At 70.7% G+C, this 21,902-nt stretch carries 23 protein-coding genes and 1 tRNA gene; 9 read left to right on the forward strand and 15 right to left on the reverse strand.

Annotated features, from left to right (window positions below):
- Positions 1 to 97: 97 nt before the first annotated feature.
- From HWD93_RS08675 to HWD93_RS08695, 5 genes are all read left to right on the forward strand, one after another.
- A complete protein-coding gene (locus HWD93_RS08675) occupies positions 98 to 1,174 on the forward strand; it encodes an acyl-CoA dehydrogenase (RefSeq protein ID WP_261646593.1) in 1,077 nt (358 codons plus the stop codon).
- Positions 1,171 to 2,535 (forward strand): bifunctional PIG-L family deacetylase/class I SAM-dependent methyltransferase, encoded by a 1,365-nt coding sequence (locus tag HWD93_RS08680; RefSeq protein WP_229087102.1) that lies wholly within the window; start codon positions 1,171 to 1,173, stop codon positions 2,533 to 2,535. The genes HWD93_RS08675 and HWD93_RS08680 overlap by 4 nt, the downstream gene beginning before the upstream one ends.
- Positions 2,532 to 3,260, forward strand: a complete 729-nt coding sequence (locus tag HWD93_RS08685; protein ID WP_070418384.1) for a glycosyltransferase family 2 protein — start codon at positions 2,532 to 2,534, stop codon at positions 3,258 to 3,260. Before HWD93_RS08680 ends, HWD93_RS08685 begins: the two co-directional genes overlap by 4 nt.
- An 87-nt stretch (positions 3,261 to 3,347) precedes the next feature.
- Positions 3,348 to 4,886, forward strand: coding sequence for an ABC transporter permease (locus tag HWD93_RS08690; RefSeq protein WP_070418383.1), 1,539 nt, complete (start codon positions 3,348 to 3,350; stop codon positions 4,884 to 4,886).
- Between the two features lie 83 nt (positions 4,887 to 4,969).
- On the forward strand, positions 4,970 to 5,701 hold the full coding sequence (locus HWD93_RS08695) for an ABC transporter ATP-binding protein (RefSeq protein WP_229087103.1): 732 nt from the start codon (positions 4,970 to 4,972) through the stop codon (positions 5,699 to 5,701).
- A gap of 147 nt (positions 5,702 to 5,848) precedes the next feature.
- Here HWD93_RS08695 and HWD93_RS08700 read toward each other — a convergent pair whose 3' ends face one another.
- From HWD93_RS08700 to HWD93_RS08725, 6 genes are all read right to left on the reverse strand, one after another.
- Positions 5,849 to 6,781: a biopolymer transporter Tol gene (locus tag HWD93_RS08700; RefSeq protein ID WP_261646594.1), complete on the reverse strand. Its 933-nt coding sequence runs from the start codon at positions 6,779 to 6,781 to the stop codon at positions 5,849 to 5,851.
- Between the two features lie 210 nt (positions 6,782 to 6,991).
- Positions 6,992 to 7,831, reverse strand: a complete 840-nt coding sequence (locus tag HWD93_RS08705; RefSeq protein ID WP_070418381.1) for a carbohydrate ABC transporter permease — start codon at positions 7,829 to 7,831, stop codon at positions 6,992 to 6,994.
- Positions 7,824 to 8,819 carry a carbohydrate ABC transporter permease gene (locus tag HWD93_RS08710; RefSeq protein ID WP_261646595.1) on the reverse strand — a complete coding sequence of 332 codons (996 nt, stop codon included), beginning with the start codon at positions 8,817 to 8,819 and terminating at the stop codon, positions 7,824 to 7,826. The genes HWD93_RS08705 and HWD93_RS08710 overlap by 8 nt, the downstream gene beginning before the upstream one ends.
- 215 nt (positions 8,820 to 9,034) lie before the next feature.
- Positions 9,035 to 10,336: an ABC transporter substrate-binding protein gene (locus HWD93_RS08715; protein ID WP_070418380.1), complete on the reverse strand. Its 1,302-nt coding sequence runs from the start codon at positions 10,334 to 10,336 to the stop codon at positions 9,035 to 9,037.
- A 92-nt stretch (positions 10,337 to 10,428) separates the two neighbouring features.
- On the reverse strand, positions 10,429 to 11,586 hold the full coding sequence (locus tag HWD93_RS08720) for a Gfo/Idh/MocA family protein (RefSeq protein ID WP_070418379.1): 1,158 nt from the start codon (positions 11,584 to 11,586) through the stop codon (positions 10,429 to 10,431).
- Positions 11,583 to 12,329, reverse strand: coding sequence for a sugar phosphate isomerase/epimerase (locus HWD93_RS08725; RefSeq protein ID WP_092386363.1), 747 nt, complete (start codon positions 12,327 to 12,329; stop codon positions 11,583 to 11,585). The genes HWD93_RS08720 and HWD93_RS08725 overlap by 4 nt, the downstream gene beginning before the upstream one ends.
- 145 nt (positions 12,330 to 12,474) lie before the next feature.
- Here HWD93_RS08725 and HWD93_RS08730 point away from each other — a divergent pair, with 145 nt between their 5' ends.
- On the forward strand, positions 12,475 to 13,686 hold the full coding sequence (locus HWD93_RS08730) for an ROK family transcriptional regulator (protein WP_071302604.1): 1,212 nt from the start codon (positions 12,475 to 12,477) through the stop codon (positions 13,684 to 13,686).
- A gap of 110 nt (positions 13,687 to 13,796) precedes the next feature.
- Positions 13,797 to 14,486 carry a YqaJ viral recombinase family protein gene (locus HWD93_RS08735; protein ID WP_261646596.1) on the forward strand — a complete coding sequence of 230 codons (690 nt, stop codon included), beginning with the start codon at positions 13,797 to 13,799 and terminating at the stop codon, positions 14,484 to 14,486.
- Here the strand turns inward: HWD93_RS08735 and HWD93_RS08740 are convergent.
- From HWD93_RS08740 to HWD93_RS08765, 6 genes are all read right to left on the reverse strand, one after another.
- Complete coding sequence (locus HWD93_RS08740; RefSeq protein WP_092386359.1) at positions 14,483 to 15,091, reverse strand: Pr6Pr family membrane protein; 609 nt, start codon at positions 15,089 to 15,091, stop codon at positions 14,483 to 14,485. The genes HWD93_RS08735 and HWD93_RS08740 overlap by 4 nt on opposite strands.
- Positions 15,092 to 15,176: 85 nt before the next feature.
- Positions 15,177 to 15,866, reverse strand: a complete 690-nt coding sequence (gene rplA, locus HWD93_RS08745; RefSeq protein ID WP_070418374.1) for a 50S ribosomal protein L1 — start codon at positions 15,864 to 15,866, stop codon at positions 15,177 to 15,179.
- 88 nt (positions 15,867 to 15,954) lie between these two features.
- A complete protein-coding gene (gene rplK, locus HWD93_RS08750) occupies positions 15,955 to 16,386 on the reverse strand; it encodes a 50S ribosomal protein L11 (RefSeq protein WP_022906459.1) in 432 nt (143 codons plus the stop codon).
- Between the two features lie 142 nt (positions 16,387 to 16,528).
- Positions 16,529 to 17,578, reverse strand: a complete 1,050-nt coding sequence (gene nusG / locus HWD93_RS08755) for a transcription termination/antitermination protein NusG (RefSeq protein WP_071296714.1) — start codon at positions 17,576 to 17,578, stop codon at positions 16,529 to 16,531.
- 119 nt (positions 17,579 to 17,697) lie between these two features.
- Complete coding sequence (secE, locus tag HWD93_RS08760; RefSeq protein WP_370871658.1) at positions 17,698 to 17,961, reverse strand: preprotein translocase subunit SecE; 264 nt, start codon at positions 17,959 to 17,961, stop codon at positions 17,698 to 17,700.
- Positions 17,962 to 17,996: 35 nt separating this feature from the next.
- Positions 17,997 to 18,069: transfer RNA gene (locus HWD93_RS08765), tRNA-Trp, on the reverse strand.
- Positions 18,070 to 18,250: 181 nt separating this feature from the next.
- On the opposite strand from HWD93_RS08765, the gene HWD93_RS08770 reads away from it, so the two are divergent.
- Positions 18,251 to 19,432, forward strand: coding sequence for a pyridoxal phosphate-dependent aminotransferase (locus HWD93_RS08770; RefSeq protein WP_261646599.1), 1,182 nt, complete (start codon positions 18,251 to 18,253; stop codon positions 19,430 to 19,432).
- Positions 19,433 to 19,507: 75 nt separating this feature from the next.
- Here HWD93_RS08770 and HWD93_RS08775 read toward each other — a convergent pair whose 3' ends face one another.
- From HWD93_RS08775 to HWD93_RS08785, 3 genes are read right to left on the reverse strand one after another with little or no spacing between them, the layout of a single operon-like run.
- The gene (locus HWD93_RS08775; RefSeq protein ID WP_261646597.1) at positions 19,508 to 20,536 is read right to left on the reverse strand and encodes a UDP-N-acetylmuramate dehydrogenase; all 1,029 of its coding nucleotides are present in this window, start codon (positions 20,534 to 20,536) and stop codon (positions 19,508 to 19,510) included.
- Positions 20,537 to 20,538: 2 nt separating this feature from the next.
- Positions 20,539 to 20,964 (reverse strand): MaoC/PaaZ C-terminal domain-containing protein, encoded by a 426-nt coding sequence (locus HWD93_RS08780; RefSeq protein ID WP_071296734.1) that lies wholly within the window; start codon positions 20,962 to 20,964, stop codon positions 20,539 to 20,541.
- Complete coding sequence (locus HWD93_RS08785) at positions 20,961 to 21,410, reverse strand: MaoC family dehydratase N-terminal domain-containing protein (protein WP_083295268.1); 450 nt, start codon at positions 21,408 to 21,410, stop codon at positions 20,961 to 20,963. The genes HWD93_RS08780 and HWD93_RS08785 overlap by 4 nt, the downstream gene beginning before the upstream one ends.
- A 117-nt stretch (positions 21,411 to 21,527) precedes the next feature.
- Between HWD93_RS08785 and HWD93_RS08790 the strand changes: the two genes are divergently transcribed.
- A complete protein-coding gene (locus HWD93_RS08790; protein WP_071296713.1) occupies positions 21,528 to 21,899 on the forward strand; it encodes a hypothetical protein in 372 nt (123 codons plus the stop codon).
- The last annotated feature ends 3 nt before the right edge of the window (positions 21,900 to 21,902 follow it).

A 21,902-nucleotide genomic window follows, 5' to 3' on the forward strand; every position in this document is an offset into this window, starting at 1 on the left:
GTATCGAGAGTTTCCTATGAGCGGTCTGTGGAGCGCCCCTCGGCGCTCTGTGGATTCCCGAGCAGGCACTCGGCGTCCGCTCCGTACCGTGAGCGCCATGCTCCGATCCTCGGCCTGGCCGGCCTCCGCCCGATCCGTCGACACCGCGCGCATCGAGGAGTCCGCCCGGATCGCAGGCGGTCCCGGGAGGCGCGGCGCGACCCCGGCGGACCGGCTCGCGTTCGCCCGGTCGGTCGCCGCCACGGCCCCGCTGCTGTCCGCGGGGACGGCCGGTGGCTCCTTCGCCGCTCTGGCTGCCGTCGCGGCCGCGGACGTCGCCCTCGCGCGCACGGTCGAGCCGCACCTCGACGCGCTCGGCATCCTCGCGCAGGCCGGGGTGGACGCTCCGGAGGGTTCGACGTGGGGCGTGTTCGCCGCCGAGGGCCCGGGGCTGCGGCTCACGGCGACATCGGGCGGCTCGGACGGCTCGTTCGCGCTCGACGGCACGAAGCCGTGGTGCTCCCTCGCGTCGAGCCTCTCGAACGCGCTCGTCACCGCCCACGTCGGGGACGACCGGCAGCTGTTCGCGGTGGACCTCCGGCAGGACGGTGTGACGGTGCACGACGAGGCCTGGGTCGCCCGTGGCATGCCGGACGTGCCGAGCGGCCCGGTCGACTTCGCCGGGGTGCACGCGACGCCCGTCGGCGCTCCCGGCTGGTACCTCACGCGTCCGGGGTTCGCCTGGGGCGGGATCGGTGTCGCGGCGTGCTGGTGGGGTGGCGCGGTCGGACTCGCCCGGGTCCTCCGCTCCCTGGTGGTGTCCCGGCCCGAGTCCGAGCTGCTGCAGGCCGCCCTCGGCGCGACGGTCGCCGACCTCGCCGACGCCGAGGACGCCCTCGCCGACGCCGCGGCCCGGATCGACGGCGCGGGCACCGACTCCGGCGCCGCGTCCGCCCCGGACTCCGACGACGACTGGTCGCTGCTCGCCCAGGTCGTGCGCTCCCGGGTCCGCCGGGCCGTCGACGCCGTCCGGGAGCGGGTCGTGCGGACGATCGGCCCCGCTCCCCTGACCTCGGACCCGGCGGTCGCCGCGCGCGTCGCCGACCTCGAGCTCTACGTGCTGCAGGACCACGGCGAGCGGGACCTCGCCCGCACCGGCCGCATCGTCGTCGAGCGCGGCGGTGTCGCGTGGTGAGCTTCGACCACCGCGAGCCGGGCACCGACCCCGCCGACTGGACGCCCTTCCTGCGGTCGGTGCCCTCGCTGCCGGTGCGGCTCGACGGGGTCGCCGCGGTCGTGGTCGTCGCGCCGCACCCCGACGACGAGACCCTCGGCGCCGGCGGGCTGATCGCGTCCGCCGCGGACGCCGGTGTCCCCGTGCACGTGCTGCTCGTGTCCCGCGGCGAGGGCTCGCACCCGGACTCGCCGAGCACCTCCCCCGAGCGACTCCGGGTGATCCGGGACGCCGAGTTCCGGGCGGCGCTGGCTGCACTCGCCCCCGCGGCGAGCGCGACGGTCCTGGACGTCCCGGACGGTGGGCTCCGCGAGCACCCGGACGTGCTCCGGGCGGCGCTCACCGAGCGGGTCGGGGTCGGGCCGGTCGACGGTCCCGTGCTGGTCGTCGCGCCGTGGCGTGGGGACGGGCACCGGGACCACCGCATCGCGGGCGAGGTCGCCGCGGACGTCGTCGCGGGCACTCCGGGAGCGGAGCTGCTCGAGTACCCGATCTGGGCGTGGCACTGGGACGCCCCATCCGACCCCGCGGCGCCCTGGGACCGGGCCCGGTCGCTGGCGCTGTCGTCGGCGGTCCTGGACCGGAAGCGCGCCGCACTCGACGCCTACCCCTCGCAGACCCGGCCGCTCTCGCCGGCCCCGGGCGACGAGGCGATCGTCGACGCCCGGCACGCCGCGCACCACCTGCGGCCGACCGAGTGGTTCTTCGCCGTGTCCGCGGTGCAGTCGTCCCGCTCCCGGGAGTCCTTCGACGCCCACTACGAGCGGAAGCCGGAGGGCTGGGACTTCGAGGGCTCCTGGTACGAACGGCGGAAGCGTGCCGTGACCCTGGCGGCGCTCCCCCGCGAGCGGTACCGGTCCGCGCTCGAGCTCGGCTGCGCGACGGGGGTGCTGACGGCCGCGTTGACCGAGCGCGCCGACGCCGTGCTCGGGACCGACATCGCCGCGGCACCACTGGAACGTGCCCGGCTGCGTGCGCCGGCCGCCCGGTTCGTCCAGGCCGAGCTGCCGTCGGAGTGGCCGGACGGTCGATGGGACCTCGTCTTGTTTTCCGAGGTCGGGTACTACCTGTCGCCGGCGGACCTCGACGCCACGATCGACCGGGCGCTCGGTTCCCTCGACGACGACGGTGTCCTCGTCGCCTGTCACTGGCGGCACCCCGACGACGACGCCGTGACCTCGGGTGACGTCGTGGACGCCCGCATCGCCGAGCGGTGGCCGCGGCCCGCGCTCGTCCGGCACGTCGAGGAGGACTTCGTCCTGAGCGTCTTCCCCGGTCCGTCGGTGGTCTCCGTCGCGACGACGGAAGGGCTGACCCCGTGACGCTCCCCGCACGCGTCGACGTCGTCGTGCCGGCGCACGACGAGGAGGACGGCATCGGCGGCTGCGTCGAGGCCCTCGCCGACGCGGTCCGGGTCCTGCGGCGAGCGCACCCCACCGTCGAGGTGTCGGTCGTGGTCGTCCTGGACGGGTGCACGGACCGGACGGCGTTCGTCCTCCGGTCGGCGGCGGCCGCGGACCCGCTCTGGACCGAGGTCCCCCTCGAGGTCGTCGAGACCGCGCACCTCGGCGTCGGACGAGCACGGGCCGTCGGGACCACCCGTGCCCTCGCGACGGGACCGGAGCCGTCCGAGCGGTGGACGGCCCACACGGACGCCGACTCCCGCGTCGACCCGGGCTGGCTCGTGCAGCAGGTCGAGGCCCACGCCGACGGCGCGCACGTCCTGGTGGGGGCCGTGGTGCCGGACCCGGACGACCTCGACCCCGTGGTCCTCGCCCGGTGGACGCACGCGCACCCGCCGGGGTCGACGCTCGGCCACGTGCACGGTGCGAACCTCGGGCTGCGGGGGGACGTGTGCCTGGCGATCGGTGGCTTCGACCCGGTGCCCGAGCACGAGGACGTCCGGCTCGTCGAGCGTGCACGAGCCCTCGGGTTCGACGTGCGCGCGACGACGGACCTCCCCGTGGTGACGAGCGGCCGGTTCGACGGTCGGACACCGGGCGGCTACGCCGAGCACCTCCGCCGGACGTACGGCGACGCCAGCTGAGGCTTCATCGGAAGTTCTTGGGATCCCGCAGCGCCGCTCATCGACTGCCTCCCTACGGTCTCCTCGACCCCAACACCGAGGAGAACCATGTTCCTGACCTACCTCAGGCGCGAACTCACGAACCGCAAGAAGCAGACCGTCATCATCGCGATCGGCATGGCGCTCGCCATCGCCCTCGTGGTCATCGTGTCCTCGATCGCGGGCGGCGTGAAGGCCGCGCAGGCGAGCGTGCTGCAGTCCGTCTACGGCGTCGGTACCGACATCACCGTGACGAAGACCGAGACCCCGACCGGCTCCGCCACCGGGCGTCCGAGCTTCGACTTCGGCAGCCAGGGCAGCTCCGGCAGCGGCAGTGGGTCGACCGACCTCTCGCAGTCCCGGCTCGCCGTCTCCCGCGGGTCCAGCACGCTCAGCGCGTCGGACGTGCAGACCGTCACGAGCACGAGCGGGGTGAAGGCCGCGACCGGTGTCCTGACCCTCGAGAACAGCACGTTCTCGGGCCAGGTGCAGCAGCAGTCGGACAGCAGCAGCAGCTCGAGCGACAGCAGCGGCACCGGGACCCAGCAGGGTCCGCCGAGCGGCGGCGAGGGCGGCGGCGGCTTCGGCGGCGGATCGTTCAGCGTCGACTCGTTCACCGTCACGGGCATCCCGGTGTCCGGTGACACCGTCGGGCCGCTGACGAGCACCGAGCTCACGAAGGGTCGCGCGTTCACGTCGGCGGACGCGGGCAAGGACGTCGTCGTGCTCGACGCCGCCTACGCGAAGAGCGAGTCGAAGGCCGTCGGCGACACCGTCTCCATCGGCGGGAAGGACTTCTCGGTCATCGGCATCGTGTCGTCCACCGGCTCGTCGTCGACCACCGGTTCGAACACGTACATCCCGCTGGACACCGCGCAGGCACTGGCGGACCTGGACGGCAAGGTCACCTCGATCTACGTCTCGGCGTCGTCCTCGTCGGACGTCGGCACGATCAAGTCCGCGCTGCAGAAGCAGCTCACCAGCGCCACCGTGTCGACCGAGGCCGACCTCGCGTCGAGCGTCTCGGGCTCGCTGAGCACCGCCTCGAGCCTCGTCTCGAACCTCGGCACCTGGCTGTCGATCGTCGTGCTCGCGGCGGCGTTCCTCATCGCCATCCTCTTCACGATCTCCGGCGTCACCCGACGCACGCGGGAGTTCGGCACCCTCAAGGCGATCGGCTGGTCGAACGGCCGCATCACGCGCCAGGTCGCCGGCGAGTCCCTCGTGCAGGGCATCATCGGCGGCGTGATCGGTGCGGCCGCTGGTCTCATCGGCATCCTCGTCGTGAACGTCATCTCCCCGACGATCTCGGCGAGCGCCTCGTCCACGACGAACCGCGGCGGCATGGGCGGCGGCGGGATGCCCGGCGGCGCGGCGACGGCGGCGGCCGGCAGCGGCACGACCGGTGGTGCCCCCGCCGGTGGGTTCGGCGGCGGCGGTGCGAGCACGGCCTCGACGACCGACGTCGTCCTGCACGCCCCCGTCACCGTCGAGGTGATCCTGCTCGCGATCGGCCTCGCCGTGCTCGGCGGCCTCATCGCCGGCGCACTCGGCGGCTGGCGGGCGAGCCGGCTCCGTCCGGCCGAGGCCCTGCGGAGCGTGGCCTGATGCCCGGGCCGACCACCGGCGCGACCCCCGTCGTCGCCGGCCCCGACAGCACCGCATCGACACCGGAACCGACAGGAGCCCCCGTGACCAGCATCGACACCGCGCCCTCCGCTGCGGAGGCGAGCCGCGCCTCCAGGCCGATCTACGCCCTGAAGAACGTGAGCAAGACGTACAAGCAGAAGAACCGGACCGTCACCGCGCTGACGAACGTCGACCTGACCATCCCGCAGGGACAGCTCGTCGCGATCCAGGGGCCGACCGGCGGCGGCAAGTCGACCCTGCTGCAGATGCTCGGCGCGCTCGACCGTCCGAGTGCCGGCAGCGTGCTCCTCGGTGACCAGGACGTGGCGAAGCTCGGGGACGGGGCGCTGACGAACCTGCGGGCGACCGAGATCGGGTTCGTCTTCCAGAGCTTCAACCTCATCCCGACGTTGACGGCGCTGGAGAACGTCGAGACCGCGTTCGCCGGATCCCTCGCGAACCGGTCGCGGTCGGAGATCCGCGACCGTGCGACCGCAGCGCTCCGGGAGGTCGGCCTCGGCGAACGGCTCGACCACCTGCCCGCGGAGCTGTCCGGCGGGCAGCAGCAGCGCGTGGCCATCGCGCGGGCGCTGGTCAAGAACCCGAGCGTGCTGCTGGCGGACGAGCCGACCGGTGCGCTCGACGAGGCGACCCGTGACGAGATCATGGGGCTCATCGAGAAGCAGTGGAAGGAGCGCGGGCTCACCGTGGTCATCGTCACGCACGACTCGTGGGTGGCGAAGCGGGCCGAGCGCCGCCTGCACATCAAGCAGGGTCAGGTGCGCGAGGTGTAGGCAGGGCCGGCCGCCGGGGCCGCTGGGACCGCTGGCTCCGCCGGTGTTTCGCGCTGAGCGACAGTTCACGGGCCACCGAGCGCGTGAACTGTCGCTCAGCGCGTGAACTCGCGGCGCCGCCGCGGCGCCCGGCGGCGCCCGGCGCCCCTACGCCGCCGGGTAGTCGCAGTACGCGAACCAGCGCGAGTCCGGCGACCACGGCGGCACGTTCACGGTCCCCTGCCCGCCCTCGAGCGTGACGAGGGTCTCCGGCTGGACGGCGATCCGGGCGCCGCGCACGAGCGAGCCGGGCAGGAGCCGGAGCTCCACGCGGTGGTCAGCGGGGTGGCCCTGCACGCCGGGCTCGTACGACAGGTAGAGCAGGTGGGCGCCGTCCGGCGAGACGTGCGGGAACCAGTTCACCCGGTCGTCGTTCGTGATCCGGACCGGGTCGGTCGCCCCGGGCCAGAGGGCGACGAGCTGCGCAGTGCCCGGCGTGAACCGCTCCGAGTTCCACACGAGCATGTCGCCCGCGAACGAGACGCCGTCGTCGGGGTGCTCGTCGCGGGTCAGGAACGTCGGGTCCCCGGTGGCCGGGTCGACGAGGGCGACGTCGGTGGTCCAGACGCCCTCCTCGGTGCGCTCCCCGACGATCGCCGCGAGGGTCTCGCCGTCGGGCGCGATGCCGTGCAGGTAGAACTTCCGGACGACCGGCAGCGCGGTGGTGACGTCGGTGAGGGTCGCCGCCGCTCCCCCGGCCGGCACGGGTACCCGGTACAGGTCCCCGTCGCGGGCGCTCACCACGACGGAGTTGCCCGAGGGGTCGAGCACGTGGTCGTTGTTGATCTCGGGGACGCCGGGCATCGGGACGCGCACGAGGGCGGTCTCGTCGAGCACGGCGTCGCCGTCGGCAGGGGGCCGCAGCAGCCAGAGGTCGCCGTCCCCGTTCAGCACGAGGGTGCCGTCGGCCAGCACGTTCGGCGCCTCGACGAGCACCGAGCTCGACTCGAACACGAGCCGGCTCGTCCGGCTCTCGACGTCGTACATGTGCACCCGGCTGGTCTGTCCCGGCAGCAGTTGCCGCCCGCGTGACTCGCTCATGGTCCCATCCTGTCCGGATTCCGTCCGCCGAGTCTCGCCCCGGCGGACACCTTCGTGGCCTCGCGGACGCGAAAGCGTCCGCCCGGCCGAGTCTCGCTGCCAGCGCACGCACCCGCGCACCAGCGCACGCATGCGCGCACCAGCGCACGCACGGACGGGAGGCGCGGCGCGGGTCGGACCCGCACCGCGCCTCCCGTCAGGCGGTCCCGCCTACTTCACCGCACCGGCCGTCAGGCCGGCCACGAACTGCCGCTGCACGATGAGGAACGCGATCACGACCGGGATCGAGACGACGAGGGACGCCGCCATGATCTGGTTCCAGTACACGTTCGTCTGGGTCGAGTACTGCTGCAGACCGACCGCCAGCGTCTGCCCGTCGCCGTTCGTCATGACCGAGGCGAAGAGCACCTCGCCCCAGGCCGTCATGAACGAGTAGATGCCGACCGCGACCAGACCGGGACGCGCCGAGGGCAGGATGACCCTGAAGAGGGCACCCATCGGGCCCGAGCCGTCGACCATCGCGGCCTCGTCGAGTTCACGCGGGATGGTCTCGAAGTAGCCCGCGAGCATCCAGATCGAGAACGGGAGCGTGAACGTCAGGTAGGTGATGATCAGGCCGGTCCAGCTGCCGACGAGCTGGATGCCGAGCGCGTTCCCGAGGTTCGTGAAGATGAGGAACAGCGGGAGCAGGAACAGCACGCCGGGGAACATCTGGGTGGAGAGCACCGCGGTGGTGAAGGTGCTCTTGCCCTTGAAGTTCCAGCGCGAGACACCGTAGGCGGCGAAGGTCGCGATGATCAGCGAGAACACCGTCGCGACCGTGCAGACCACGAGCGAGTTGATGAAGTACTTGCCGAGCGGGACCGTCGACCACATGTCGATGAACGGCTGGATGGTGATGTTCGTCGGGATCCACGTGAAGTCGTTCTGCACGTCACCGAGCGGCTTGATGGCCGTGGTGATCATCACGTAGAGCGGGACGACCGTGAACAGGGTCAGGACGACCAGGGTCACGACCTTGAAGGACTTGGCGCCGAATGTCTCACGCACGGACGGACCTCCGGTTGGTCACGGCCAGGTAGATGCCGGTGACGATGAGCAGGAAGATGAGGAGCAGGACGCTCATCGCGGCACCGGAGCCGAAGTTCCAGGTGATGAAGGACGCGTTGTAGATGTGGAAGCTCAGCAGGTCCGCCGCCGGGGGCTGGGCGGTCGAGCCGAACAGCACGAACGGTGTGTTGAAGTCGTTGAACGTCCAGAGGAACATCACGAGCACGAGCGTCACGTTGACCGGGCGCACCATCGGCAGCGTGATCGAGCGCCACTGCCGGAAGGGCTTCGCGCCGTCGACCGAGGCGGCCTCGTACACGTCGTTCGGCACGGACTGCAGGCCGGCCATGAGCATGAGGAACGCGAACGGCCAGGTCTTCCAGATCGCCACGACGACGACCGAGACGAAGGCGTTCGAGCCGATCAGCCAGAACGGCCCGGTGCCGTTGAACAGGTGCAGCTGGTCCACGAGGATGTGGTTGATCGCACCGGAGTCACGCTGGAACATGAACTTCCAGGTGATGATGCCGGCGTACATCGGCAGCGCGTACGGCACGAGGAAGAGCGTGCGGAAGAGCCCGCGGCCCTTGAACGGCTTCTGCAGCGCGACCGCGGCGGCCATGCCGAAGGTCCACGAGAGCCCGACCACGAGGACCGTGAAGCCGCACGTGATGAGGAACGAGTTCAGGACGCCCTTGCCGATCGCCTGGTCGAAGTCGATGACGACCGAGTAGTTGCGCAGCCCCGCGAACGGTGCGGCACCCCAGTTGGCGATGAAGTACTTGGTGAGCTGGATGAACGAGATCCAGATGCCGGTGAGCATCGGCACGATGTGGATCAGCAGCTCGAAGAGGATGGCGGGCGCGACGAGCGCGTAGGGCAGCCAGTGTCCCTTGCGCTTCCGACCGGGCGGACGGCCCGACGTGGTCGGGCCGTTCGTGTGGGTCAGGTCGATGCGCTCGGAGTCGGGCAGGACCGAGGTGGACATGAGCGGGGGCCTTTCGGCAGGAGGGGGATCGGGTGCTTCGCGCGGACCGTGGCAGCGGTCGGGAGGCGCGGCATGCGTGAGCCGATCGGCTCACCCCCGGCGTGTGGCCGGGTGCGGAACCGCAGGTCGCGGGCTCGACGTGGGCGGGGCCGTGGACCTGAGGGGTGGAGGCCCGGGCGCGTCCTTGCGGACGCGACCCGGGCCTCCTGGGCGGATCAACCAGCGGCCTGGGACACCTGGTCCTGGGCGGTCTGGAGCGCCGACTTGATGTCGCTGTCCGAGACGGTGGAACCGGTCGCGATCTTGGCGAACATGTCGTTCATCGCCTTGCCGACCGTGGACTCGAACTGGTCCTCGGCGGGCACCAGCGGGAGCGGCTTCGCCTTGTTGTTGTAGATGTCGAGGAACGTCTTCGTCTGCTCGTCGGTGACCGAGTCAGCAGCCGCGGCGAGCACCGGCAGCGCCGAGTACGGCTTGTCGAGCGTCGTCTGCGTGTCCGCGCTCGTCATGTACTTGACGAACTTGAGCGCGCCGTCCTTGTTCTTCGTGTTCTTGAAGATCGACAGGTTGATGCCGGCCGGGAAGGACGCGATGTCCTGACCGTCAGCGGTGGTCGGGAACGGCACGACGCCGAACTCGTCCGTCTTCATGCCCTGCGACGTGATGGTCGCGTTCGCGTTGTTCTGCGTGAGCATCATCGCGGCCTTGCCGTTCGCGAAGTCCGAGACGGCCTGGGTGCCGTTGTCGTACTGCGCGTTCGACGGGTTGACGACCTTGTCGGACTGCATCAGGTCGAGGTAGCGCTTGATGCCGTCGACGTTCGCCTTCTGGGTGAAGGTCGGCTTGCCGTCCTTGTCGAACCACTCGCCGCCGTTCTGGGCGGAGGTGATGAACGCGAAGTGCGAGTTCTCGGTGTACGAGCCACCGGCGATGGTGAAGCCGTACTTGTCACCCGAGGTGAGCTTCTTCGCGTCGGCGGTGAGGTCCTCCCACGTGGTCGGCGCTTCGATGCCGGCGTCCGAGAACATCTTCTTGTTGTAGTACAGGCCGTAGGCGAGGCCGTAGAGCGGGACGCTCGTGACGGTCTTGCCGGGCGCGCCACCGGTCGAGAGCGCGACCTTGCCGAACTTGTCGGACCCGCCGATCGCCTTCATCTCCGAGTCACCGAACTCCTGGAAGGCGCCGGTGGCCTGGAGCGACGTCGCCCAGGTGTTGCCGATGTTGACGACGTCGGGGCCCTGGCCCGAGGTGACGGCGGTCTGGATCTTGTTCTGCAGGTCGTTCCAGCCGATGACCTGGAGGTCGACCTTGATCCCGGTCTCCTTGGTGAACTTCTTGAGGACGGGGGTCAGCACCTCCTTGTCGTTCTGGAGCGACGTGCCCTGGTTGGACGCCCAGTAGGTGAGCGTCTTGGAGTCGCCGGACGAACCGGAGCCTCCGGAGGAGCAGGCTGCGAGGCCGGTCACGGTGAGTGCCGCGGCCGCGGTGATGGCCAGTGCGCGGATGGCAGTGCGCATGACTCTCTACTTTCTCGTCGTTGAGATGGTGCAGGGGGTGGTACTGGTCGTGCTGTCGGGTGCTGCTGTGTGTGCGGTGCCGCTCCGGCCGGTCAGGCCAGGGTCGACGCCGCGGGGTCCCAGCCCTCGGGGAGGGTCGGGGAGGGTGCGACGGTGCTCTCCACGAGCACCGCCTCACCACGTTCGGCTGCCTCGGCGATGGAGACCATCACGTCGAGGACGTGGAAGGCGAGGGCACCGGGGACCCGGTTCTCCTCTCCTGCACGGAGCGAGCGGGCCAGGTCGACCACGCCGGTGCCGCGCGAGTAGGTGGACCCCACGGCGGGGATCGTCTCGGGTTCCTCGGAACCGAGTGCGTACAGCTCGGTGTCGCCGTCGAAGTTGTTCGGGTCGGGGAACACGACCGTGCCGGTCTCGCCCGCGATCTCGACGAAGCCGGTGCGGCCGCGGTCGGACTCGAACGAGAAGACGCTCTGCGCGCTGCCGCCGTTCTCGAACTCGATGAGGGCCGAGTGGTTCGTCGGGACCTCGACCGGGAACTCGGTGCCCGCCTTCGGGCCGGAGCCGATGGTGCGGGTCGCGCGGGACTTCGACGCGGTCGCGGTGACCTTCTTCACGGGGCCGAACGCCTGCACGAGGGTCGTGATGTAGTACGGGCCGATGTCGAACAGCGGGCCGGCGCCGTACGCGAAGAGGAACTCGGGGCTCGGGTGCCACGACTCCGGGCCGGGGCTCTGGAAGAGCGTCAGGCCGTTGAGCGGGGTGCCGATGCGACCGTCGCGGATGGTGCGCAGCGCGGTCTGGAGCCCGGCACCGAGGAACGTGTCCGGGGCGACGCTGACGGTCTTGCCGGCGGCACGGGCGGCGTCGCGCAGCTCGGCGGCGCTCGCACGGTCGAGGGCGTAGGGCTTCTCGCCCCAGACGTGCTTGCCGGCGGCGAGGGCCTGCAGGGCGACCTCGACGTGGGCGGCCGGGATCGTCAGGTTGACGACGATCTCGATGTCGTCGTTCGCGAGGAGCTCCTCCACCGTGCCGGAACCGGCGACGCCCCACTTCTCCGCCTGTGCCGCTGCGCGGGGCAGGTCGATGTCGGCGATGAAGTGGACCGTCACGTCGGGGAAGACCGTGAGGTTCGAGAGGTACTGGTCGGAGATGACCCCGGCGCCGATGACGCCGACGCCGACCGGGCCGGTGCGGGTGGTCTCGGTGGCGTCGACCTGCGTGTCGGTCGCGGTGGTGGTGTCGGTCATGCGCGGGCCCCCTCGAGGAACGTGTAGGAGTCGGTGACGGCCTGGAAGACGTCGCCCTCGTGGTCGTCGAGCTCGACGACGTGCAGCGCGTCCGGCGCCGCGGCGATGATCTCGCGGATCGGCATGACACCGTTGCCCACGGCGACCTGCTTCTTGTCGTCGTGCGAACCGTCGCCGTCCTTGACGTGCAGGAACTGGACCTTGTCGCCGTACTTGCCGATGATCGCCACCGGGTCGTCGCCGCCGACCTTCACCCAGTAGGTGTCGAGTTCGAGCACGACGTCGTCGGAGAGCGCGTCGGCGAAGACCTCGTAGGCGGAGACGCCGTCGATGCGGTTCGAGAACTCGAACGCGTGGTTGTGGTAGCCGAGAGTGAGACCGTGGTCCGCTGCGCGCGGCGCGAGGGCGCTCAGCTCGCGGGCGATGGCCTCGACGTCCTCGCGGGTGGTCCAGCGGGCCTCGTCGATGTGGGGGTCGATCAGGGTCGTGAGGCCGACGGTGACGCTCGCGTGGAAGATCTGCTCGAGGTCCTGCTCGCCGGCGTCGAGGAGCCGGGCGTGGCCGCTCGGGCTCTGCAGTCCGGCCGCGGCGAGGGCATCGCGCAGCGCCTCGGCGCGGTCGACGAAGCCGAAGGCCTCGACGTTCGTGTAGCCGATGTCGGCGATGCGCTGCAGCGTGCCGGGCAGATCGGCAGCGAGGGCGTCGCGGACTGTGTAGAGCTGGACCGAGAGCGGTTGGGTCACCAGGGGTTCTCCTCGTCGAGATGGTGTGGTCGACGTCGACCGAGCGTCACACTATGACCACTTTTGTCGGCGGTCAAGCAGAAGTTCGTGGTTCTTCGACGAACTTCGTTGCGTGGCGCGTTCGATGTGTGCTTCACTCCCCCACATGGTCGACTTGAACCGGACGGCAGCGTCGCCTCCGGTCGGGACGAGCGAGCTCTTCCAGATCCTCCGCGACGGCGTGCCGCGGACCCGGGCCGAGCTCGCCAGCCTGACGGGACTCGCGCGCTCCACGATCGGCGTGCGCCTCGATGCCCTCATCGAGGTCGGGCTCGTCGGACCCGTGGACACCGCGGCGTCCACGGGCGGACGCCCGCCTGCGCAGGTGGCGCTGATGCCCCGCGCACGCCTGGTCATCGCCGCCGACCTCGGGGCCTCGCACGGCCGCGTCGCCGTCACCGACCTCGTCGCCGAGCCGCTCGCCACCCGCGAGGCACGCATCGACATCGCGGCCGGCCCGGTCCCCACCCTGACGTGGCTCGTCGAGACGATCGACGCGCTCCTCGACGAGGTCGGCCGCGCCCGGGACGACGTCATCGCGATCGGCATCGGCGTCCCGGGGCCGGTCGAGTTCTCCACCGGACGCCCCGCGAACCCGCCGATCATGCCGGGCTGGGACGGCTTCGACGTGCCCGGATGGCTGCGCGCGCACATCGCCGCCCACGTCCTGCTCGACAACGACGTGAACATCGCGGCCCTCGGGGAGCGCGAGCACGGCTGGCCCGGTGTCGACCACCTGCTCTTCGTCAAGGTCGCCACCGGCATCGGCTCCGGGATCGTCTCGGACGGCGAGCTCCAGCGCGGCGCGCAGGGCACCGCGGGTGACATCGGTCACGTCCGGGTCTCGAGCGCCGGCGACGTGCCGTGCCACTGCGGGAACACCGGGTGCCTCGAGGCCGTCGCCTCCGGTCCGGCCATCGCCCGACGACTCCGCGCGAAGGGGCACGACGTGCACTCCAGCGCGGACGTCCTCGAACTCGTCAACCGGTCGGACCTCGACGCCATCCAGGCGGTGCGCCAGGCCGGACGTGACATCGGCGAGGTCCTCGCCACGTGCGTCTCGCTCATGAACCCGTCGGTCATCGCGCTCGGCGGATCGATCACCCAGGCCGGGGAGCACCTCCTCGCCGGGGTCCGCGAGGTCGTCTACTCCCGCTCCATGCCCCTCGCCACGGAACACCTGGTGATCGCGCAGTCGCGGGCGGGGTCGCTCGCGGCGCTCCAGGGAGCGGCGGCGCTCGCCATCGGGTACGCGCTCTCCCCCGCGGGGGTCGACGAGCTGGTGACGTTCGCCGAGGGGCGCCAGCTGGTCTCCTGACCGGTGCGTCGCGTCCGTGCGTCCGCCGGTGCGTCTGCCGGTGCGTCGCGTCCGTGGGTCCGCCGGTGCGTCGGTTTCGTCTCGTCGGTGCGTGGGGAGACAATCGTCGGGTGACGATCGTGCAGCCCACCCTGTGGGGCGACCTGGACCCCGGCCTGGAGGCGCAACCCGCCCCCGGCACGCCGGCGTCGGGACCGGTTGCGCACGACGCGTTCACCGCGCTCCGCGGGCACACCGAGCGCATCGTCGCGCACTCCTCCGACCGCGTCGCGTGGCTCCGCGCCCGCGCCATGGGCATCACCGCCACCGACGTCGCCCGGCTCGCCTCGCTGCGCGCCGTCGACGCGGTCGTCACCGACAAGCGGTACGGCTCGCGGTTCTCCGGCAACTCGTTCACGGAGCACGGCAAGGAACGCGAACCGGTCATCGCTGCCTGGGTCGCCGCGACGCACGGCATCCAGCCGTCCGCGCACCTGTTCCACGCCGCAACCAACCGTGCCCACCTCGCGACCCCGGACGGCGTCGGCGTCGACGGTTCGTCACGGGTCGTGCTCGCAGAGATCAAGACCACCGGCAAGGGGTGGCGGAGCATCCCCCGGCACTACCTCCGCCAGATCTGGTGGCAGCAGTACGTGCTCGGTGCCGACCGCACCCTGTTCGTCTGGGAACGCCACGACGGCTTCGTGCCGGTCGCCGACGAGCCCGAGTGCCGGTGGGTCGACCGCGACGACGACCAGATCCGCGGGCTGATCCAGCTCGCCGACCTCGTGCTCGACCGGCTGCGCGACTTCCGGAGCTAGACCTTCACGATCCGCAGGCGACTCATCCCGATGACGAGCACGCCGAGCAGGACGATCGACACCGCCACCCCGAGGCAGTACAGCGCGACAACGCCGTAGCCCAGGTCGGGGTTCAGGAACGGGTACGGCACCCATCCGTCCGTCGCGCCGCGGACCAGCACCACGATCGTCCAGACGGCCGGGTAGACGAGGAACCACCACACGTGGCGGAGCAGCAGCTTCGACCGGTCGGAGAACAGCAGCCAGTCCAGCACCGCGTACGCGGGGAGGACCTTGTGCAGGATGTCGTTCGACCACTGCACGTTCGCCGACACGTCGACCCCCGTGAGCAGGGTGTTGTAGACGATCCCCGTCGTCGCGATGTACACCGTCGCCGCGCCGCGGAACAGACTCACGCGCAGGTCCCCGCGCTTCCGGCGGGCCGCGGCGACGAGGGTCACGGCGAAGGCCAACGCGATGATGATGTTCGACTGGATCGTGAAGTAGCCGAAGAAGTTCCACGGGTTGTAGCTCGGGAGCTTCGAGCTGACCAGCCACTGCCCGACGATGGCGGCCACGACGGCGATGACCGCGAGCAGCCGGAGCGAGTTCACGAGGGTGCGCACCAGGCCACGCTACCGGCACACAGCCCCGGGTACGCGAAAGGACCCGCACCGGGAGCGGTGCGGGTCCTTCACTGGGTCAGATGACTCAGATGCTGTTGACGTCGAGCGGGATGCCCGGGCCGAAGGTCGTCGAGACGGCGCCCTTCATGATGTAGCGGCCCTTCGAGGCGCTCGGCTTGAGGCGGTTGATCTCCTCGAGCGCGGTCGAGATGTTCTCGTCGAGCTGCTCCGGCGTGAACGACGCCTTGCCGACGACGAAGTGCACGTTCGCGTGCTTGTCGACGCGGAACTCGATCTTGCCGCCCTTGATGTCGTTGACGGCCTGCGCCACGTTCGGGGTCACGGTGCCGGTCTTCGGGTTCGGCATGAGGCCACGCGGGCCGAGCACCTTACCGAGACGACCGACCTTGCCCATGAGCTCCGGCGTCGCGACGGCGGAGTCGAAGGCGGTGTAGCCCTCGGCGACCTTCGCGATGAGCTCGTCGCCACCGACCTCGTCGGCGCCGGCGGCGATGGCGGCCTCAGCCGCTGCGCCGACCGCGAAGACGATGACGCGGGCGGTCTTGCCCGTGCCGTGCGGCAGGATGACCGTGCCACGGACCATCTGGTCCGCCTTGCGCGGGTCGACACCGAGCTTGAGGGCGACCTCGACGGTGGAGTCGGTCTTGGTGGAACCGGTCTCCTTCGCGAGGGCGACTGCCTCGGTGGGGGTGTAGAACTTGTCGGCCTCGATCTTCGCGGCCGCGGCCTGGTAGGCCTTGGACTTCTTCGCCATGGTGTTCTCCTTGGGAGCTACGTGGTTGACGAGCCGGCGCGGCTCTCCCACGGAAGGGTGTTCGGTTGTGTGCCTGAGCAGGTGGGGCTTACGCCTCGACCGTGATGCCCATCGAGCGAGCGGTGCCGGCGATGATCTTCGCGGCCTGCTCGATGTCGTTGGCGTTCAGGTCGGCCTGCTTTGTCTCGGCGATCTGACGGACCTGGTCCATCGAGATCTTCGCGACCTTGACCGTGTGCGGGGTCGCGGAACCCTTCTGCACACCCGCGGCCTTCTTGATCAGCTCTGCCGCCGGCGGGGTCTTGAGGACGAACGTGAACGAACGGTCCTCGTAGACGGTGATCTCGACCGGCACGACGTTGCCACGCTGCGACTCGGTCGCCGCGTTGTACGCCTTGCAGAACTCCATGATGTTGACGCCGTGCTGACCGAGCGCCGGACCGATCGGCGGGGCCGGGTTGGCGGCGCCCGCGTTGATCTGCAGCTTGATCAGGCCCGTGACCTTCTTCTTCGGTGCCATGACTTGTCTTCCTCCTGGAATCGAACGCACGGGGATCCGTGCACTCTCCCGCTGGCCCGGCCGTTCCGGACCGCGGTGAAGCCCCGCACGCACGAAGCGTGCGGGGCCAAACTCGTTGAGTCTACCCGATGATCGGGTTGGACTACAGCTTGGTGACCTGGTCGAAGCTGAGCTCGACCGGGGTCTCGCGCTCGAACAGCGAGACGAGGACCGTGAGCTTGCCGCTCTCCGGCTTGATCTCGGAGATCGACCCCGGGAGACCCGCGAACGAGCCTTCCTTGATGGTGATCGTCTCGCCGATCTCGAAGTCGACCTCGGCCGCCGGCTGGGACTGTGCGCCGCCGGAGCCCTTCGCACCGCCCTTGGTCGGAGCGGCCTCGGCCACCTGGACCAGGGACTTCAGCATGCCGAACGCCTCGTCGAAGCGGAGCGGCGTCGGGTTGTGGGCGTTGCCGACGAAGCCGGTGACACCCGGGGTGTGCCGGACGACGGACCACGAGTCCTCGTTGAGGTCCATGCGGACGAGCACGTACGAGGGGATCCGGACGCGGGTGACCAGCTTGCGCTGCCCGTTCTTGATCTCGACGACGTCCTCCATCGGGACCTCGACCTGGTAGATGTAGTCCTCCATCGACATCGAGACCATGCGGTTCTCGATGTTCGACTTCACGCGGCGCTCGAAGCCCGCGTAGGAGTGGATGACGTACCACTTGCCCGGCTTCATCCGCAGCTCGGCCTTGAAGGCCTCGTACGGGTCGACCTCGGCCTCTTCTTCGGCTTCTTCAGCGTCGAGGGCCTCGTCGGCGGCGAGGGTCGCGTTGGCCTCGGCCGCGGTCTCCGCTTCCAGCTCGACCTCTTCTTCGTCCTCGACTGCCTCGACGGCGGCCTCGGCCTCGTCGGCGGTGTCGATCTCGAGCGCGTCGTCCACGACGGCGTCGGCCTCGGGGTCACGCGACTCGGCCAGCGCGGTGAGCGCCTCGTCGATGCCGGCGTCGACGGTGCCGTCGTCGGGCTCGTCGCTCAGGCCGAGGGACTCGTCGTTCTCGTCCTCGATCTCGATGGCTCGCTCTTCGGCGGACTCGGCCGAACGCTCCTCGCCGGTCTCGACGTCGCCTTCCTGGTTCTCCTCGACTTCGGAGGACTGCTCGGCAGCCGTGGCGAGGTCGATGTCGTCGCGGGAGTTGTCAGACACTGTCGAATCTTTCCGTTCGGTGATGCGGATCGGGTTGGCGGGCGGATCGGTTCACGACCGGCGCCGTCTCGGGCGACCGTACTCCTGTCCGCGAGCGGTCAGGACAGCCGGTGTCCGGCTCAGGCCGTCGGCCCGTTGCCGAACACGTACCCGACGCCGAGTCCGAACACGAAGTCGAGGACCGACACCAGGATCATCATCACGACGACGAAGACCAGGACGACGCCCGTGTAGCTGAAGAGCTCCTTGCGGGTCGGCGTGACCACCTTGCGGAGCTCGCCGAGGACCTGACGGATGAAGAGCACGATGGCAGCGAACGGACCACGGCGCTCGGCCCGGTCCTGCTTCGCCTTGGCGACGACGTCATCCGCCGTCGTCTCCATGTCTTTGCTCGCCAACTTCTACCCTTCCAGATGTGCAGGGCGGACAGGACTCGAACCTGCAACCTGCGGTTTTGGAGACCGCTGCTCTACCAATTGAGCCACCGCCCTTCGGACACGGTTCGTCACCGATCCGTGTTCCGGTGGTCGAGTGTACGGGAGTCCGTCACACGGTGTCCACTTGACGGATGCTCCGGCGTGCCGCGCCGGTAGGCTGGGCCCCGTGAGCACCGAAGCCCCAGGCCCCGAGTCCACCGCCCACCCCGCTGCCGCGACCACCGATCGGCCGCGCATCGCGTCCCGCATCGCCGCGATCGCCGAGTCCGCGACGCTCAAGGTCGATGCGAAGGCCAAGGCGCTCAAGGCCGCCGGTCGCCCGGTCATCTCGTTCGCCGCGGGCGAGCCGGACTTCGCCACGCCGCAGCACGTCGTCGACGCCGCCGTGCAGGCAGCGCAGGACCCGAAGAACCACCGGTACACGCCCGCGACCGGCCTGCCCGAGCTCAAGCAGGCGATCGCCGAGAAGACCGCCCGCGAGTCCGGCATCACCGTCGACCCCGCCCGGGTGATCGTCACGAACGGCGGCAAGCAGGCCGTCTACCAGGCGTTCCAGACGATCGTGGACGACGGCGACGAGGTCCTCCTGCCGGCGCCGTACTGGACCACCTACCCCGAGGCCATCCGGCTCGCCGGGGGCGTCCCCGTCGACGTCTTCGCCGGCAGCGACCAGGACTACCTCGTCACGGTCGACCAGCTCGAGGCCGCCCGCACCCCGAAGACCAAGGCACTGCTGTTCTGCTCGCCGTCGAACCCGACCGGCTCGGTGTACACCGCCGAGCAGACGAAGGCCATCGGCGAGTGGGCGCTCGAGCACGGCATCTGGGTCATCAGCGACGAGATCTACCAGGACCTCGTGTACGACGGTGTGCGGTTCACCGGCATCCTCGAGGCGGTCCCTGCCCTCGCCGACACGACGATCCTCGTCAACGGCGTCGCGAAGACGTACGCGATGACCGGGTGGCGTGTCGGGTGGTTCATCGGCCCGTCCGACGCGGTCAAGGCGGCGTCGAACCTGCAGTCGCACCTGTCGAGCAACGTGTCGAACGTGTCGCAGCGCGCCGCGATCGCCGCACTGACCGGCCCGCAGGAACCCGTCACGGCCATGCGCGAGGCCTTCGACCGCCGTCGTCAGGCGATCGTCGCGGGTCTGAACGCGATCCCGGGCTTCGTCACGCCGACCCCCCATGGAGCCTTCTACGTCTACCCCGACGTCACGGCGCTCCTCGGCCGCGAGTGGGCCGGCTCGACTCCGACCACGACGCTCGAACTCGCCGACCTCATCCTCGAGCACGCCGAGGTCGCGGTCGTCCCCGGTGAGGCGTTCGGCCCCTCCGGCTACCTCCGCCTGTCGTACGCGCTCGGTGACGACGACATCGCCGAGGGCGTCGCGCGGCTCGCGAAGTTCTTCGCGTAGTCACCCGGTACGCAGAACGGCCCACCTCGTCGAGGTGGGCCGTTCTGCATCGCGGGCCAGGAGGCGCGGCTCGGCTCAGGCGAGCAGGTCGCCCACCACGACGGGTTCCGGCACGAGCGAGACACCGAAGCGGTTCAGGACGGTCACCTGGACGTAGCGGGCGAGTTCGGCCACCTGGGCGGCGGTCGCTCCCCCGCGGTTCGTCAGCGCGAGCGTGTGCTTCGACGAGATCGCGGCGCGGGACCCGGGGACGGCGTACCCGCGGTGGATACCGGCGTGCTCGATGAGCCACGCGGCGCTGAGCTTGACGTCGTCGCCCGCCGGCCAGCGCGGCGCCTCGGCCGGCAGGGTCTCGGCGAAGGCGGCGGACACGATCGGGTTCGTGAAGAACGACCCCGCGCTCCACGTGTCGTGGTCGTCCGCGTCGAGGACCATGCCCTTGGACCCCCGGAGCCGCAGGACCTCGGACCGCACCGTCGCCGGCTCGACGAACGCCCCGAGCTCGACGCCGAGCGACCCGGCGAGCTGGGCGTAGCGGACCGGGACCCCGGCGCCGCTGACGGTGCCGAGCCGGAACTCGACCGTCAGCACGGCACCGCGCCGTCCGTGCTTGAGGGTCGAGGTGCGGTAGCCGAGCGCCAGCTCGGCCGCTGGGACCCACGCGCGCTCCCCCGTCGACGCGTCGAGGAACTCGATCCGGGTGAGCACGTCGGACAGCTCGACCCCGTAGGCGCCGATGTTCTGCACGGGGGCGGCGCCGACGGTGCCCGGGATGCCGCTCAGCGCCTCCAGGCCCGTCCAACCGTTCTCGACCGTCGTGGCGACGAACGCGTCCCACGGCTCGCCGGCCGCGACGCGGACGGTGACGCCGTCGTCGTCCGCGTCGTGCTCGATGCCCGTCGTGCGCACGAGCACGACGGTGCCGTCGAAGCCGTCGTCGGCGACGAGCAGGTTGCTGCCGCCACCGAGGACCAGCCACTCGTCGTCGTCCCACGCGGCGGTGACGTGCGCGACGAGCTCGTCGGTGGTCGACGCCGTGAGCAGTCGCGCCGCGGAACCACCGACGCGCAGCGTCGTGAGGTCGGCGAGCACCGACTCCGTCACGGTCAGCGGAACGCCACCGTGACCTGCGCCTTGCCGAGCACGGTCTGCCCAGCGGCGGTCACGGTGAGGTCGATGCGCTGCGGACGGCCGTCGTCGTCGACGGTACCGACCTTGGCGACGACGCCGACGGTCGCGCCCTGCTCCGGGTCGACGACCACGGGGCGGGTGAACCGGACGCCGTAGCGGACCACCCAGCCGCGGTCGCCGAGCCACTCGGAGACCGGCTGCACGGCCAGTCCCATCGTGAGCATGCCGTGCGCCAGGACACCGGGCAGGCCGACGGAGGCGGCGACGTCGTCGCGGTAGTGGATCGGGTTGAAGTCGCCGGACGCGCCGGCGTAGCGGACGAGCGAGTCGCGGGTGATGTGGACCTCGCGCTCGGCGACGACGGTGCCGACCTCGAGCGCGGTCACGGGTGCGGTGGTCATGCGTCGTCTCCTCGGACCACGAGGGTGGAGGTCGCCGTGACGACGTGCTCCCCCGCGGCGTCGTTCATCGTGCTCTCGGCGGTGACCATGGCGTTGCCGCCGAGGGTCTTCACGCTCGTCACGGTCAGGGTCGCGGTGAGCTCGTCCCCGGCGACGATCGGTCGCTCGTAGGCGAAGGCCTGCTCGCCGTGGACCACGCGGGAGAAGTCGATGCCGGCGTCGGGCTCGGCGAGGAGCTGGGCGAGCGTTGCTTCCTGCACGACGACCGCGAAGGTCGGCGGGGCGACGACGTCGTCGTAGCCGGCGGCGCGGGCGGCCTCGGGCTCGTGGTGGATCGGGTTCGTCGCGAACACGGCGCGGGAGAACTCGCGCACCTTCTCGCGACCGACCAGGTAGGGCTGGGCCGGCGGGAACGTCCTGCCGACGAGCTCGGGGTTCACAGACACGTCCGGCAGTCTAGCGACGCCCGCTCGGGGGGCCTGTGTTCATGAGTATGCATCGGCTATGCTGACCCGACGCGGTTCGGGGGAACCGACACCGATCTCCGGGGATGGGGAGGAACGATGGACCACACGACCGAGTTCGCCGTGCACACGGGCGACCGTTGCACCGCGATGGAGGCCGCCGGCGCCGCACTGCAGCAGGCGGGGCACCACGTCGAGTCGACGGGCGGGACGCTCACCGCGACGACGGGCAACCGGGTACTCACGATCCTGCTCGGGGCGCTCGTGCACCCGTCGCGGGAGTTCCGGCGGTACGAGCTCTCGACGACCGTCACGGGGACGTCGACCACGATCACGCTGCGGCACTCCGGGCACGGCACCGCGGTGTCGGGCGGGGAGATCGGTGCGAAGCGGCGGCACGATGCCTGGCGCAGCACCGCCGCGGTGATCGAGCGGGCGCTCCGTCAGGCGGGCGTGCTCAGCGCGCGCTAGCGC

This window comes from Curtobacterium sp. C2H10, assembly GCF_025407985.1.
GTDB lineage: Bacteria > Actinomycetota > Actinomycetes > Actinomycetales > Microbacteriaceae > Curtobacterium.

What these genes read in the sequence shown, in the direction of transcription:
- HWD93_RS08700 (WP_261646594.1), bottom strand. Translation starts at nt 6,781, where the DNA reads ATGAGCGAGTCACGCGGGCGGCAACTGCTGCCGGGACAGACCAGCCGG.
- secE (WP_370871658.1), bottom strand. Translation starts at nt 17,961, where the DNA reads ATGGAGACGACGGCGGATGACGTCGTCGCCAAGGCGAAGCAGGACCGG.
- HWD93_RS08675 (WP_261646593.1), top strand. Translation starts at nt 98, where the DNA reads ATGCTCCGATCCTCGGCCTGGCCGGCCTCCGCCCGATCCGTCGACACC.
- HWD93_RS08730 (WP_071302604.1), top strand. Translation starts at nt 12,475, where the DNA reads ATGGTCGACTTGAACCGGACGGCAGCGTCGCCTCCGGTCGGGACGAGC.
- rplK (WP_022906459.1), bottom strand. Translation starts at nt 16,386, where the DNA reads ATGGCACCGAAGAAGAAGGTCACGGGCCTGATCAAGCTGCAGATCAAC.
- HWD93_RS08710 (WP_261646595.1), bottom strand. Translation starts at nt 8,819, where the DNA reads ATGTCCACCTCGGTCCTGCCCGACTCCGAGCGCATCGACCTGACCCAC.
- HWD93_RS08690 (WP_070418383.1), top strand. Translation starts at nt 3,348, where the DNA reads ATGTTCCTGACCTACCTCAGGCGCGAACTCACGAACCGCAAGAAGCAG.
- HWD93_RS08790 (WP_071296713.1), top strand. Translation starts at nt 21,528, where the DNA reads ATGGACCACACGACCGAGTTCGCCGTGCACACGGGCGACCGTTGCACC.
- HWD93_RS08715 (WP_070418380.1), bottom strand. Translation starts at nt 10,336, where the DNA reads ATGCGCACTGCCATCCGCGCACTGGCCATCACCGCGGCCGCGGCACTC.
- HWD93_RS08780 (WP_071296734.1), bottom strand. Translation starts at nt 20,964, where the DNA reads ATGACCACCGCACCCGTGACCGCGCTCGAGGTCGGCACCGTCGTCGCC.
- rplA (WP_070418374.1), bottom strand. Translation starts at nt 15,866, where the DNA reads ATGGCGAAGAAGTCCAAGGCCTACCAGGCCGCGGCCGCGAAGATCGAG.
- HWD93_RS08720 (WP_070418379.1), bottom strand. Translation starts at nt 11,586, where the DNA reads ATGACCGACACCACCACCGCGACCGACACGCAGGTCGACGCCACCGAG.